This window comes from Halogranum rubrum (assembly GCF_900114455.1).
In the GTDB taxonomy this organism is placed as follows: Archaea; Halobacteriota; Halobacteria; order Halobacteriales; family Haloferacaceae; genus Halogranum; species Halogranum rubrum.
This window is the reverse complement of sequence record NZ_FOTC01000001.1, coordinates 608370-621930: the sequence shown is the minus strand read 5'-3', so window position 1 is coordinate 621930 and position 13561 is coordinate 608370. Positions and strand designations below refer to the sequence as shown.

13 protein-coding genes are annotated in these 13561 nt (G+C 59.3%); 9 read left to right on the top strand and 4 right to left on the bottom strand.

Features of this window, described 5'->3' with window-relative positions; translation table 11 throughout:
• Positions 1-315: 315 nt before the first annotated feature.
• Entirely contained in the window at positions 316-714 is a 399-nt protein-coding gene (locus BM083_RS02935; RefSeq protein ID WP_089865532.1) for a universal stress protein, read from the bottom strand.
• A 284-nt stretch (positions 715-998) separates the two neighbouring features.
• Here BM083_RS02935 and BM083_RS02930 point away from each other — a divergent pair, with 284 nt between their 5' ends.
• The 4 genes from BM083_RS02930 to BM083_RS02915 all read left to right on the top strand — a co-directional run bounded on the left by BM083_RS02930 (position 999) and on the right by BM083_RS02915 (position 5231).
• Positions 999-2165: a thiolase domain-containing protein gene (locus BM083_RS02930; RefSeq protein WP_089865529.1), complete on the top strand. Its 1167-nt coding sequence runs from the start codon at positions 999-1001 to the stop codon at positions 2163-2165.
• A complete protein-coding gene (locus tag BM083_RS02925) occupies positions 2162-2545 on the top strand; it encodes a Zn-ribbon domain-containing OB-fold protein (RefSeq protein ID WP_083851067.1) in 384 nt (127 codons plus the stop codon). Before BM083_RS02930 ends, BM083_RS02925 begins: the two co-directional genes overlap by 4 nt.
• A 31-nt stretch (positions 2546-2576) precedes the next feature.
• On the top strand, positions 2577-3077 hold the full coding sequence (locus tag BM083_RS02920; protein WP_089868321.1) for a gamma carbonic anhydrase family protein: 501 nt from the start codon (positions 2577-2579) through the stop codon (positions 3075-3077).
• 78 nt (positions 3078-3155) lie between these two features.
• Positions 3156-5231, top strand: a complete 2076-nt coding sequence (locus BM083_RS02915; protein WP_089865526.1) for an AMP-binding protein — start codon at positions 3156-3158, stop codon at positions 5229-5231.
• A gap of 119 nt (positions 5232-5350) precedes the next feature.
• Here the strand turns inward: BM083_RS02915 and BM083_RS02910 are convergent, their stop codons facing one another.
• Together BM083_RS02910 and BM083_RS02905 are read right to left on the bottom strand one after the other, a co-directional pair.
• Entirely contained in the window at positions 5351-5764 is a 414-nt protein-coding gene (locus BM083_RS02910) for a metal-sulfur cluster assembly factor (RefSeq protein ID WP_009376563.1), read from the bottom strand.
• Entirely contained in the window at positions 5761-6837 is a 1077-nt protein-coding gene (locus tag BM083_RS02905; RefSeq protein ID WP_049894141.1) for an amidohydrolase family protein, read from the bottom strand. Before BM083_RS02905 ends, BM083_RS02910 begins: the two co-directional genes overlap by 4 nt.
• 139 nt (positions 6838-6976) lie before the next feature.
• Here BM083_RS02905 and BM083_RS02900 point away from each other — a divergent pair, with 139 nt between their 5' ends.
• The 5 genes from BM083_RS02900 (at position 6977) to BM083_RS02880 (ending at position 12127) form a co-directional block, all read left to right on the top strand.
• The gene (locus tag BM083_RS02900) at positions 6977-7732 is read left to right on the top strand and encodes an SDR family NAD(P)-dependent oxidoreductase (RefSeq protein ID WP_089865523.1); all 756 of its coding nucleotides are present in this window, start codon (positions 6977-6979) and stop codon (positions 7730-7732) included.
• A gap of 68 nt (positions 7733-7800) precedes the next feature.
• Complete coding sequence (locus BM083_RS02895) at positions 7801-9480, top strand: aldehyde ferredoxin oxidoreductase family protein (protein WP_089865520.1); 1680 nt, start codon at positions 7801-7803, stop codon at positions 9478-9480.
• Between the two features lie 93 nt (positions 9481-9573).
• Positions 9574-10647 (top strand): 2,3-butanediol dehydrogenase, encoded by a 1074-nt coding sequence (locus BM083_RS02890; RefSeq protein ID WP_089865517.1) that lies wholly within the window; start codon positions 9574-9576, stop codon positions 10645-10647.
• A gap of 75 nt (positions 10648-10722) precedes the next feature.
• Positions 10723-11532 carry an aldo/keto reductase gene (locus tag BM083_RS02885; RefSeq protein WP_089865513.1) on the top strand — a complete coding sequence of 270 codons (810 nt, stop codon included), beginning with the start codon at positions 10723-10725 and terminating at the stop codon, positions 11530-11532.
• Positions 11533-11632: 100 nt separating this feature from the next.
• A complete protein-coding gene (locus BM083_RS02880) occupies positions 11633-12127 on the top strand; it encodes a VOC family protein (protein ID WP_089865509.1) in 495 nt (164 codons plus the stop codon).
• 498 nt (positions 12128-12625) lie between these two features.
• Here BM083_RS02880 and BM083_RS02875 read toward each other — a convergent pair whose 3' ends face one another.
• Entirely contained in the window at positions 12626-13531 is a 906-nt protein-coding gene (locus tag BM083_RS02875) for an ABC transporter permease (RefSeq protein ID WP_049894310.1), read from the bottom strand.
• Positions 13532-13561 lie beyond the last annotated feature (30 nt).

Genomic DNA, 13561 nt, shown 5'->3' with positions numbered 1-13561 from the left:
TCTTGGTCTTCAAGATCGGTTTCGGCGACTGTTCGACGAGGCTCTTGATGGCACAATCCCGATTCTCCCGTTAACCACCAGCAATTCGGGGTTGAGCAGTCAAAGCCGGACCTTTTTTCCAGAAATCTGCCGAGAAGCGCCGGCGTCCACGTCGGCACGTCGATTCTAGTTTCAGTCGGTAGTTGCAGAAAAAACCGTCCAAATTATTCTGTTTTAATCTGGTGAAGTTCACAGTCTTCCTGATTAGTGAGTGTTCTGAGCAGCCTGCTCAAGCGGCTCTGTTTCGAGTCGCTTGAGACAGTCAGCTACTCCACCTTACTCGACACTAACGACGGTCACCGGGACCGTTGCGTCAAGTACGACTGATTGCGTAACGCTCCCAAATAGGGCTTTCCCGGTCGGGCTGCGTTTCCGTCCGCTCATCACAATCGCATCCGCGTCAACGTCGGCTGTCAGGTCGAGTATACTCTCTGCGACCGGAACGTACAGTTCACGTTGTTCTACAGCCATGCCCGAATCACGGAGACAGTTAATCGCCTCGATAACCGCTTGGCTTTCCTCATCGGGTTTCTCGGTCGTCCTGTTTGTATCACGATACGCGTGCGCAACGATGACGCTGACTTCGTTCGGGTCACCAGGTAACTCGGTTACATATCGTGCCTGTGCAACTGCGCGGTCGACGTCGTCGTCGACAGGTACCACTATCTGGTACATACAGCAGTACACGAAGACATCCTATTTTAACTCATCCACAGAGAGCTCCCATCGGTAAAGGTCACTATCTGTTGCATCCGTCGTTATCAAATTCGTCGCAGAGCGATACGGTGTCGCGACAGGAGTGCAACTGCTGTTACTAGCGTTGGGTTGTTTAGTCGTCACACGAGTCCCGCTCAGACCTCCCAATCGGACGAGTATCAGCACGAATCGGGCGAGTGCCACAGAACAGGCCGCTGTCCGACCGTAACACCTACTATCCACGGTCAACCTCTCTTTGCCGTATGCAATCAGTCCGCATAGCGGGCGTTGGTTCCACAGCGTTCGGTGTCTACCCAGGCCGTACCGGCCGTGACCTTTTCGCGGAAGCAGTCCGCGTAGCCATCGCTGACTCGGGCGTTCCCCGAACCGACATTGATCGACTGTGTTATGGAAACTTTGTCGGGACCGTCGCCGAACGACAAGGGCATCAAGGACCGCTCATGGCAGAGGCCGCAGGGATGAATGGCCCAGCGACACGATACGAGAGCGCCTGTGCATCCGGCGGTGTTGCACTCCGTGGTGGTGTCGAAGCAGTCCGAGCAGGTACGGCTGACGTCGTCCTCGTCGGTGGAATGGAACGGATGAACAACCTCTCGACCGACCAGGTTACTGCAGGCCTCGCGATGGCCGCGGACGATCTCTACGAGCGTCGCGCGGGCGTAACGTTCCCGGGTGCATACGCACTCATGGCTCGGGCCTATCTTGACGAGTTTGGCGGTAGCCGTGAAGATCTCGCTGCCGTCGCTGTGAAGAATCACGACCACGCACTCGACAATGACTACGCGCAGTTCCAGCAAGAAATCACAGTCACAGACGTTATCGACGCGCCGACCGTAGCAGACCCACTCGGACTCTACGACGCTTGTCCACTCACAGACGGGGCCAGTGCGGTCGTACTCGTCAGCGAGCGGTACGCTGAGCGACATAACGTCAACGCCCCAATCGCCATCGCCGGTTCCGGCCAAGGAACTGATACGCTTGCGCTACAGGACCGGTCCTCATTCGTTCGGACACCCGCTACAGAACGGGCAGCAAGTGACGCCTATGCTGATGCCGACATCACTCCCGACGCAGTCGACCTACTCGAAGTCCACGACTGCTTCACCATCGCAGAGGTACTCGCACTCGAAGGACTCGGACTCTACGACACGGGAACAGCACTCACTGCGGCCGCTGAGGGGGAGACGACCGCCGATGGGGAACTTCCGGTCAATCTCTCTGGGGGGCTGAAGGCGAAGGGCCATCCCGTCGGTGCGACGGGCGTGAGTCAGGTCGTCGAGCTTTCGAAGCTTCTCCGCGGTGACCACGTCAATAGCGACGCCGTCGACGACGCTTCTGTCGCGGTCGCTCACAACGCTGGTGGGACGGTCGCAAGCGCGGTTGTCCACGTTCTGGAGGTAACTCAATGACGAACTCGAAGAATGCTGGCTACGATGACTTACTTGACGCCGTTGACGCGGATCGAGGCTACTATCTTGAGTGTGAGTCTGGGCATGGATCACTCCCACCTCGACGGGTGTGTCCCAAATGTGGCAGCACTCATCTGGTCGAAAAACCACTGCCGGACACTGGCACTGTCAGTACGTACACGGAGATTCAGGTTACGACAGCCGAATTCGCCGGGGAGACACCGGTCGTCGCCATCGCCGACTTCGGTCCGGTTCAGTTGACGGGTCGAGTCTTAGCAGAGGGCAACGACATCGCGCTTGGAGTGAGGGTCTCACCGACAGTCACAACGTCTCAGGCTGGCGAGCGCCACCTTGCCTTCGACTACCCAACACGGCGATAACACTATGCTCCGAGACTTCGGTAACTGGACCATGCAGAAACCCCTTGGCGAGCAGTCGCCAGCAGTTGCGAACTCGGCTTTCGTCTCCGAGATGTCCTACCTCGTCGGCGATGTCGTAGTCAGTGAAGGTGCTAGTCTCTGGCCATTCACGTGCCTCCGCGGCGACGATGGGACCACAGTGGTTGGGGCCGAAACTAACGTCCAAGAGTTCACGATGCTCCACGGAGCGGTTCTCGGTGACGAGGTGACTATCGGTCACAACGTCGTCGTCGACTACGCAACCGTCGAGGATTACTCGCTCGTCGGGATGCAAAGTTGTGTTCTCCGCGGGGCGACGGTAGAGTCGAACTGTATCGTCGCTGCTGGCGCAGTCGTCCTGCAGGACCAGACGATTCCGGAGGGTCACCTCGCCTACGGTGCCCCGGCACAGACCAAACCCCTCACGGACGACCAGCGCGACGAGATTGCCCGCGTCCACGAGCACTACGTTGAGCTCGGCCAGCAGTACAAGGAAACTGGGCGATTCGAGTAGTCCTAAGAAACTGCGAATCGCTGCCTCTTCCCCGATAGTTTATGATGGTTGCTCCACCATCGATTGGTACGCGCAACTATGCCAGCCGAAGCTCACGACGAGAGACAGATAGTACACGAACCGAGCCAGGAGTTCGTCGAGTCGACGAACGTTTGGCAGTTCATGCAAGAGCACAGCATCGAGAACTACGACGAACTCATCGAACGCACGTGTACGGACGTCGAGGGCGTCGACGAGAGCGGCGTCGAGTGGTTCTGGGACGAACTCGTCGACTACCTCGACGTCGAGTTCTACGAGGACTACGACACCGTCCGTGACGATACGGAGGGTCCGCAGTTCTCCGACTGGTATCCTGGTGGAAAAATCAACATCGCACACAACACCCTCGACAGACACGCCGCCGTCGACAGCGAGACGCGCAATAAGGTCGCGTGTATCTGGGAGGGCGAGGACGGCGAGGTTCGGGAGGTCACCTACCACGAACTCCACCGCCAAGCCAACAAGGTGGCGAACTATCTGGAGTCCGTCGGTATCGAAACTGGCGACACTGTGGGGCTGTACATGCCGATGGTTCCCGAAGTAATCTCCATCCTCTACGGGTGTTTCAAAGTCGGCGCCGTCGCCGTCCCCATCTTCTCGGGGTTCGGCGTCGACGCGACTGCAACCAGAATCGCAGACTCGGAGTGTTCGGTGCTCTTCACCGGCGACGGCTTCCAGCGTCGCGGCGGCGAGATATTCCTGAAAGGCGCTGCTGACGACGCTATCGAAGAGGCAGGACACGTCGAGCACACTGTCGTCTTCGACAGATTCGGGACGCGCGAGGCGCAACGCGCCTCGGAGACGCGAGCGGGGAGCGAAGCGACCCGCGAGCAGAGTGACGAGGAGAGCGAGACGGAAGTGCCGTGGGTCGACGAACGAGACGAATGGTGGGCCGACGCCGTCGAGTCGCAGGACGACGCCTACGACACGAAGGAACTCCCTTCGGACCAGGAGTCGATGCTGCTGTACTCCTCGGGCACCACCGGGAAACCGAAGGGAATCGTCCACACTCATGCGGGCGTCCAGATGCAGACGGCCAAGGAGATTCACTTCGGCTTCGACCAGAAACCCTCCGACCGCTTCTTCTGGGTCTCGGACATTGGCTGGATGATGGGGCCGTGGACGCTGATTGGAAACCACACCTTCGGCGGCACCATCTTCATGTACGAAGGAGCGCCCGACCACCCCGAACCGGACCGCTTCTGGGAGATGATAGAGCGTCACAAACTCACCACCTTCGGCATCTCTCCGACGGCGATTCGCGCGCTCCGCAAGTACGACGACGAGTGGGTCGAGAAACACGACCTCTCCAGTCTTCGCCTCCTGGGGTCGACGGGCGAACCGTGGGACCCCGAGTCGTGGATGTGGTTCTACGAGAAGGTCGGTGGCAGCGAAGCGCCCATCATCAACATCTCCGGCGGCACCGAAATCTGCGGCTGTTTCCTCATGCCGATGCCCACCCAACCGCTCAAACCCTGCTCACTCGGTGGGCCGGGGCTGGGTATGAACATCGACATCGTGAACGCCCAGGGTGAATCGGTCGCCGACGCCCACGAACGCGGCTTCCTCGTCGCCCGCGACTCCTGTCCCTCGATGACCAAATCGCTCTGGGAAGGCGACGAGCGGTATCTGAACACCTACTGGTCGACGTTCGAGAACCCGCCGATGTGGGACCACGGCGACTGGGCACAGAAAGACGAAGACGGCTTCTGGTTCCTCCACGGCCGCGCCGACGACGCACTCAACGTGGCCGGGCGGAAGGTCGGCCCCGCCGAAGTCGAAGGCGCACTCATCGAACACGAGTCGGTGAACCAAGCCGCCGCCGTCGGCGTCCCCGACGAGACGACGGGAACCGCCGTCGTCGCCTACGTCGTCCTCGAAGACGGCGTCGACGAGACCGACGAGTTGCGCGACGAACTGCGCACGCTCGTCGGCGAGGAGTTGGGCAAGCCGTTCCGCCCCCGCGAGGTACTATTCGTCGACGAGTTCCCAAAGACTCAGTCGGGGAAGATTATCCGTCGTGCTATCTCCTCGCTGTATCAGGACGAAGACCTCGGCGATATGAGCAGTATCGAGAACCCCGAGTCACTGGAAGAAGTGAAGACAGCACGATAAGCGTCGCTTGGCTCTTTTTTGCTGACGACTGCAGAAGGCGGTGTCGAGGCGGGTAACTGGCCGCCACGACGGCGTGACATCGAGATGGGTGACGCGTGACTGAAGCGATTCGCTTACGGTTACTTCGACTGTTCGGCGTAGGGAGTGATGTCTGCCTCCTCCATGCGTCCGAGGAAGCGCTCACGGCGCGCCGTTCGTTCCTCGTCTGACATACGTTCCTGCGTCCAAACCTCTCCACTAGTGTCTTGATGGACTTCGACTCGGTCGACACCGTCCAGCGCTTCAACCCGTTCGACCACTTCGTCGCTCATATCGAGGAAGTACGTGCAGAGTTGCGACGTCAACAGGAGGTCGATGTTGACGACATCGTCGTCGACGTCGATACTCTCGACCAGTCCGAGATCGAGGATACTGATGGGATGGTCGCTCATACAGCTACACGGGTCGTACACCTTCCCGAGTTCGGTCTTGATCTGCGATTTGAGTTCGTTCGAGAACTCCTGGTCCGGCGTGACGTGGTTCGTCGTACTCATGGCTCGGGAGCAGGCACCTCGTAGGTCGACCACGGTTTGGCCGGGTACTGGTCGAGTTCCTCACGCGCCTTGGCCCAGCGGTCGCCCTCGATGTCGCGCCGGACCTGGTCGGGGTCTTTCCCAAGCAGTTCGAGTCCGTTCCGTCCGAGAATGTTCTTCTTGTCCTCTTTCGTGATGTCGGGGTAGTCGTACTGTGCCTGCAGTTCCTCCGGCATCTCCATGTTCCAGATCCCTTCGATGGGGGGTTGTGGATGGAGTGCCGTCGCACCGCTGGCGAAGAGAACGCGGTCGGATCCGACCCAGTAGAGCAGTTCGCCCATGATCTTGGCGAACTTCCGCGGACGGGTGTTGACCAAGCACGCCGAATTCTCCAGGTTTGCGTAGACGTTGTCGTTGCTCGCCATCGCCCAGATGGTCTCCTCGAGGAACGAGAACCCCACGTGGATGACTTCGAAGTTGAGGTTCGGATACTTGTTCGCTGCCTCCTCAACGTCGTCTATCCGGAAGTACTTGGTCGGGGCCTTCGCGAAGGGGATGAACTTGTGGATGGCGACAGTGTCGACGTCGAGTTCGTCGGCCTTATCCAGGATGGGTTGGACGGATCGCTCGTTCAGTTGGAGCGAAAGGTCCCGCCCGTTCTGGTAGCGTGCTGGATAGAGTTTGATACCGTCGACGTCTTTCTCCTTGACGAAGTGCTCGACCTGTTCGACGGCGTCGTCTTCGAGCGGATTGATGTCGACGTACATCCCCACACGGTTCGGGTTCTGTTCGCGGAACGTGAACCCTTTCTCGCGGGAGACGTAGCCGTCGTGGAAGTAGTCGTCCAGTGGCAGCGAGTGGTACACCGTGTAGTCGATTTGGCTCTCGAGAAAGAGCAACCGGGCGAGTTCCTCCGGTGAGTGGTCACGGTAGAACACTTCCTCTGACGGGACATGACTATCCGGCAAGAGTTTGTTGCCGAGGTCGAAGGTCTCGTCGTCCCAGCGTTGCGCATTCGCATGCTTGTGATTCTCTGGCGTGTGGTTGAAGCAGTGGGAGACGGAATCCACCACTAGTGTGCCGTCGGCTAACATGCCTACCAGTGATTCTCTCAGGTTGTGTATTAAAGTTTAGGATGGATACAACACTGCGAGCCGTCAAAAATGGGCCCAAGTTGACATCACTGGGCGAGAAACACTTAATGTGACACGGTGACGCAAGACAACCACAGCTATGACAGGACGACTCAGTGGAACGGCTGCGCTCGTGACGGGCGCGTCGTCAGGGAACGGACGTGCTATCGCACTACGATTCGCAGAGGAAGGTGCGAGTGTAACAGTCGCGGACGTCCGCGAGGACCCCCGTCTCGGTGGTGAACCGACGCACGAACTTATTGAGGAAGCAGGCGGCGACGCACAGTACGTCGAAACCGACGTGACAGACGTCGACGCGCTCCAAGCGGCCGTCCGGACCACCGTCGACGCGTACGGGTCGCTCGACGTGATGGTGAACAACGCCGGTGTGGAACGCCAGTTACCGATCGAGGAAGCGTCGGAGGAAGACTTCGCGTGGCTCATGGATATCAACCTCAAGGGCGTCTACTTCGGCTGTCAGGCTGCCGTCGAACAGATGCTCGACCAGGCAGACGGAGGGACCATCGTCAACATGTCTTCTATCGCAGGGATTCGAGGACTCGAGAACTCGTCGCTCTACTGCACCTCGAAGGGTGGCGTCACCAATCTGACGCGTGAACTCGCTGTCGAACACGGTGAGAACGACATCCGTGTCAACGCGCTCAACCCTGGCTTTATCGAGACGGCAATGACGATGGAAGACGGCGAGACGGCCGATGGCATCCTCGACCAGACACCTCTCGGCCGTGCGGGTCAGCCCGAAGAGGTAGCCGATGCCGCACTGTTCCTCGCGAGCGAAGAGTCGTCGTTCGTCACCGGTCACAATCTCGTGATGGACGGTGGATTCACTGCGTAGCGGGTCGGGTGTCGACCAACCGAGTTTCTAGGTATTTTTAATACACCGTGTGAGTGTTGTGCATACGTATGCTCCACGTTGAGGGGCCCCTACTGACAGTCGACGTAGGGGCGCACGAGACAGTAGAGACCAGTGTCGACGACGTCCTCGAGACGTTCATCGGCGGCCGTGGCGTCGCCACTCGACTCGCACATGACCGAATTCCGTTCGACGCCGACCCGTTTGGCGCGGAGAACAGCGTGTTCTTCTCGACGGGTCCGATGCAAACGTCGAACATGAGCTTCACCGGCCGGATGAACTGCACGAGTCTTTCGCCGCTCACCGGGGGACTACTCTCGTCGAACGCCGGCGGGTTCATGTCGCGGAACTTCGCGGACACTGGCTACAGTGTCGTCGAGTTCACCGGCACGAGCGACGAACTCGTCGTCGTCCACGTCACCGACGAAGGGGTCGAGTTTGAACCCGTTCCGGACCTCGACGGTGCAACCGTACCAGAGACGACCACGTACATCGAAGACACTCACGGACTCTCGGCCGAACACGTCGCCTGTATCGGACCGGCGGGCGAGAATCGAGTTCGCTTCGCATCCATCATGACGACCGAGAGTCGTGCATTCGGCCGGGGAGGTCTCGGGGCAGTCCTCGGTGCGAAGAACGTCAAAGCGGTCACGTTCGCGGGTGACTCACGGCCGCAAGTCGAGATTCCACCCATCCAGATGGACGTCCACCGCGACGCCGCGACCAGCGACCACATCATGAAAGAGCAGGGGACGACGAGCGTCACCGACCTCGCGAACGAAGTCGGTGCACTCCCGACGCGGTACTTCTCGGAGCTCCAGTTCGAGGGCGTCAACGGTATCAACGGCGACCGCGTCGGTGAGAAGAAGTACAAACGTGGGACCTGCTCGGCCTGCGCGTTCGCCTGCAAGCTTCCGACGAGAGACGAGGAACGCGGCGTCGAAACCGAGGGACCCGAGTACGAGACGGTGATGTCTTTCGGGTCGAACTGCGCCGTCGACGATATTGTCGACGTGATGCAGTCGAACGAACTCTGTGACCGATACGGGATGGACACCATCACCTGCGGCAACGTGGTCGCCGCCTACCTCGCTTCCGAGGACGAGTTCGGGAACACCGCCCTCATCCACGAAACGGTCGAGAAGATCGCGAAGCGCGAAGACGAGGGTGACTTGCTCGCGGAAGGAATCGACCGGTTCCACGAGGATCTCGGTGTCGACAACTGGACGGTCAAGGGATTAGACTTCGCAGCCCACGACGGACGCACCCTGAACGGCCAAGGCCTCTCGTACGCCGTCGCAAACCGCGGTGCAGACCACATGTTCACCACTATGTACGCTTGGGAGTATCCGCTCGTCGCCCAAGAAGAGGCGCTGAATCCAACGGGACTCGAAGGGAAGGCACCGCACGTCGTGAAACAGGAGAACGCCCGGGCGCTAGAGGACTGCGGTATCGTCTGTCGCTTCTCACGGAGTTTCATGACACCGGAACGGTTCGAGGGACTGTTCGACGCCGACTATGATGAACTACTTGCGGTCGGGTCGACGGTAGTCGAACTCGAACGACACTTCAACAACCAACGCGGGTTCGACCGCACCGACGACACGCTTCCGTACGATCTGCCGGACTTCGAGGCCGCACTCGACGACTACTACGCCCAGCGTGACTGGAACGAGGATGGAACAGTACCAAACGAACACGTCAGCGACGACCCCGCGACGGCCGACTGAACTGCGAGGGCAGCCATTCTTTCCGTCGAAGCGAGTGAGCCAGCTACCCTGCTCGAACAAATGTTTATGAGGGTTCCTATGTGTGTCATAGACATGCGGGTAGCAAACTATTACGGTCCGGAAGACCTGCGGGTAGAGTCAGTCGATGAAGCAGTGCTCGGCAGCAACGAAGTGCGCATCGACGTTGTAGCGGCTGGAATCTGCGGGACTGATCTGCACGAGTACACCGGTGGCCCCGACCTTACACCGGCCGAAGGGACGACCCACCCACTGACGAACGCTTCCTTGCCGGTTCCGCTCGGACACGAGTTCAGTGGAACCGTCGTAGAAGTCGGGAGTGACGTATCCGAAGTCGCCGAAGGAGATGCTGTGACGGTCAACCCAGCACTCGTCTGCGGCGAGTGTCGCTACTGCAGCGAGGGACGGCACAACCTCTGTGAGTCGGTTGCGAACATCGGACTCTCGGCACGGAGTGGTGGATTCTCCGAACAGGCCGTCGTTCCGGCTGCAAACGTAGTCCCGCTTCCTGCGGGTATTCCGGTAGAGTACGGTGCACTCGTCGAACCGCTCAGTGTCGGTCTCCACGCGGTTCGCCGCTCGGGAATGCAGGCGGGCGACAGCGTCGCCGTCTTCGGGGCCGGCCCCATCGGAATCTCGATCGTGCAGGCGGTGGCAGCAGGGGGCGCCACGGAAGTATTCGTCTCCGAACCACGTCGCAAACGACGCGAAATCGCCGAGATGGTCGGTGCGACGACGACGCTCGACCCTATGGCGGATGACTCCGTCGACGTAATCAACGCGTCGACGAACGGCGGCGTCGACGTCGCCTTCGAGGCAGTCGGTATCGAGCCGACGTTTCGAGCAGCCATCGAGAGCACAAAGCGAGGTGGGCAGATCACCTGTGTCGGTATCTCCGACGACGATGTTGGGTTGACTCCGAACGAACTCGTCGTCGTCGAACGAACGATCAACGGGTCGAACGGCTATCTCAGTGGACCACTCGCGGACCGAGAGTTCCGAATGGCGGTTCAGTATCTCGAATCGGGGGAGTTCGACCCAGAGGCGATGATTACAGGACGCATTCGACTCGACGACATCGTCGAGGACGGGTTCGAGGACCTGCTTGATCCCGACAGCGAGCACGTAAAGATACTCGTCGAACCGTAGTTCGAGGGATCAGCAACGTCGAGGAGGCTGTGCTTCGGCGACGCACTTTTGGATAGTGTTCGAGAATATGTGAGTATGCCGCACACGGCACTGCCCAGACTGGGATTTGGAACCGTCGGCGTAACCGATCCAGAGACGATTGAGACGGCACTCGAAATCGGATACCGCCACATCGACACTGCACAGTGGTACGAGAACGAGACCATCGTCGGACGTGGCATCGCCCGAAGCAGCGTCCCACGAGAGGAGTTGACGGTCGCGACGAAGGTGCTCCCCGACAACCTCGGTGCGGAAGACCTCAAACACTCGACTGAGCAGAGTCTGGACCGACTCGGACTCGACACCGTCGACCTCCTCTACGTCCACTGGCCGACGAACGCGTACGACCCGGTCGAGACACTCGGCGCGTTCGACGACCTCTACGACGATGGGAAACTACGGTACGTCGGGTTGAGTAATTTCACACCAAGCCTGCTGGATGAGGCGCGTGAGATTCTGGACGCACCGATACTCGCGACGCAAGTCGAGATGCATCCACTCCTCCCCCAACGTGAACTCGTCGAGTACGTTCAGAGAACCGACATCTATCTCGTCGCATACTCCCCACTCGCACAAGGGAAAGTTTTCGACGAACCCGTTCTCGGCGACATCGCCGACAAGTACGGCGTCAGCGTCGCACAGGTGAGCCTCGCGTGGCTGTTCAGTCACGACAACGTCGCAGCGATTCCCAAAGCGTCCGGTGACCACATCCGTGACAACTACGAGGCGCTATCGCTGGATCTCAACGACGAGGATATCGCTCGTATCGACGCCATCGACCACCAAATCAGGACGGTGAACCCCGAGACCGAGGAGAAAGTAGATCGGACGCCCTGGACGGAGTAGACTGTCGCTTCGACCCCAACGCAGTTCGGTGAGAGAGCGGAGAGAGGTAACGAGACTCGGAGAAAACTATTTCATACGGCTAGTCATTGTCTCTCACGCAATGTCGAAGCAACCGCATCCACGTGGCCTCGCCCACGTCGGACTCACAGTTCCGGACCTCGAAGAAGCGATTGAGTGGTACCGAGACGTCCTCGGATTTACCCACATCAAAGGCCCCGATACGATCACCGCGAACGAGGGATACGGTGGCCGACAGGCGGCGAACTTGCTCGGTGACTTCGAATCGATGCGCTTTGCCCATCTCGCGACAGGAAACCAGATCGGCATCGAACTGTTCGAGTTCGAGTCGACGAGCGGGCAGTCGGATCCGGACCCTCCACAGCCAGGTCTCTTTCATCTGTGCGTCATCGACCCGGACGTCGAAGGGCTTGCCACACGTATCGACGAGAACGGCGGTGACCACTACGCGGAGATCTGGCAGATATTCGAAGAGGACGACGAGTACACGCTCACCTACTGTCGAGACCCGTTCGGGAACCTGGTCGAGATCTACTCGCATAGCCACGAGCGAATCTACAGCAACCAGTCGAAGTAACGCGTTCGACCGTCTCTAACTCACAGCCTACGGGGTACAAGACGTTGATCCATATTCCGACGTTTCTCAGGTGGCTCGGTTGCCCTGATTTTCACGAACGGTGACGGCGCTCGAGCTTTCTTTTCGAGGGAAAGCTGTAGTCGAGGTACTCTGATTTCGGACCGCTGCGAGTCGGTCAGTCGTAATCTGCCTTCGCAAATCGCCATCTGGGTCCACGGTGAGTGTCAAACGAGACGGCTCAGCGTTGGAGGAGAAGAGCCACTGGATTAAATGGAAAGATGTGTCGGCACCAGCGGTGTGACGACGTTAGCACTCGGTGAATGACAGTTGTCAGGAGAGGTGAGAGGCGAATGACTTTCTCTGAGACGCTCCCGGTCACCGGGTGTACCAGCAGTGCGTGTTTAAAGGCTCTCTGAGCCTGGGACACACTATCGGATGGAACGAGGTGGTCTGATGTGGGCACCCGTGTCACCAGTTGTGGTGTTTCGGGCGACCATGTTATTTGACCACGTCGATCTTCTCTCGGTCGATCGACAGTGCGACTGCACTGACGACCACGACGCCGAGGATGATCTCTTGGACGAACGGGTTGATCGACAGTAGGTTCATCCCGTTCTGAAGGACGGCGATGACCAACACACCGAGGATAGTTCGGTGCGGTCCACCGACACCGCCGGTGAGTGCAGTCCCGCCCATAACGACAGCAGCGATGCTGGGAAGCATCAGTCCGCCAGCGATGTTGGGCGACGCCGAGGAGATGCGGAGCGTCAAGAGGACGCCCGCCGTCCCACACAGCAGTCCCGAGAGGACGAACGGGTAGATCTTGTAGCGGTCAACTTTTGCACCCGAGAGTTCGACGACGCGCTCGTTCTCACCGAGCGCGAAGCAGTAGCGTCCGAACTTCGTCCGCCAGGCGAGAAAGACGGTGCCGCCGTAGATGAGCAGTCCCCACATCACGAGGTTCGGAATCCCGGGGATCCAGGTACCGGTGGCAATCCCCCGAAGCGCTTGATCACGGAACGTGATGGTTGACCCACCGGTGATGATGAGCGCGAAACCCATCAGGATCGACAGTGTCCCCAGCGTCACGAGGAACGACGGAACCTTCAGCTTCGTGAAGACGAGGCCGTTGACGAGACCAGCGAGCATACCAGCACCGACTGCAAGCGGGATTGCTAACAGCCCGAGTTGGAACTGAGAGATGAGGACCACGGTTAGGACGCCAGTCAGCGTAACCGTCGATTCTACCGAGAGGTCGATACTCTGCTGGAGGATGGGGAACGTTCCCGCGAGAGCGACCAGCAGTAAGACTGCGCTGTTTTTCGCAACGTTGTCGACGAGGTTCCCGTACGTGAGAAACTGCGTCGTCGTCGCCGCGAACAGCCCAGAGAGGATGAATAGCATCGCAAACGGACCGACATCGGTAATCCAATC

What these genes read in the sequence shown, in the direction of transcription:
- BM083_RS02935 (WP_089865532.1), bottom strand. Translation starts at nt 714, where the DNA reads ATGTACCAGATAGTGGTACCTGTCGACGACGACGTCGACCGCGCAGTT.
- BM083_RS02930 (WP_089865529.1), top strand. Translation starts at nt 999, where the DNA reads ATGCAATCAGTCCGCATAGCGGGCGTTGGTTCCACAGCGTTCGGTGTC.
- BM083_RS02925 (WP_083851067.1), top strand. Translation starts at nt 2,162, where the DNA reads ATGACGAACTCGAAGAATGCTGGCTACGATGACTTACTTGACGCCGTT.
- BM083_RS02920 (WP_089868321.1), top strand. Translation starts at nt 2,577, where the DNA reads ATGCAGAAACCCCTTGGCGAGCAGTCGCCAGCAGTTGCGAACTCGGCT.
- BM083_RS02915 (WP_089865526.1), top strand. Translation starts at nt 3,156, where the DNA reads ATGCCAGCCGAAGCTCACGACGAGAGACAGATAGTACACGAACCGAGC.
- BM083_RS02910 (WP_009376563.1), bottom strand. Translation starts at nt 5,764, where the DNA reads ATGAGTACGACGAACCACGTCACGCCGGACCAGGAGTTCTCGAACGAA.
- BM083_RS02905 (WP_049894141.1), bottom strand. Translation starts at nt 6,837, where the DNA reads ATGTTAGCCGACGGCACACTAGTGGTGGATTCCGTCTCCCACTGCTTC.
- BM083_RS02900 (WP_089865523.1), top strand. Translation starts at nt 6,977, where the DNA reads ATGACAGGACGACTCAGTGGAACGGCTGCGCTCGTGACGGGCGCGTCG.
- BM083_RS02895 (WP_089865520.1), top strand. Translation starts at nt 7,801, where the DNA reads ATGCTCCACGTTGAGGGGCCCCTACTGACAGTCGACGTAGGGGCGCAC.
- BM083_RS02890 (WP_089865517.1), top strand. Translation starts at nt 9,574, where the DNA reads ATGCGGGTAGCAAACTATTACGGTCCGGAAGACCTGCGGGTAGAGTCA.
- BM083_RS02885 (WP_089865513.1), top strand. Translation starts at nt 10,723, where the DNA reads ATGCCGCACACGGCACTGCCCAGACTGGGATTTGGAACCGTCGGCGTA.
- BM083_RS02880 (WP_089865509.1), top strand. Translation starts at nt 11,633, where the DNA reads ATGTCGAAGCAACCGCATCCACGTGGCCTCGCCCACGTCGGACTCACA.
- BM083_RS02875 (WP_049894310.1), bottom strand. Translation starts at nt 13,531, where the DNA reads ATGCTATTCATCCTCTCTGGGCTGTTCGCGGCGACGACGACGCAGTTT.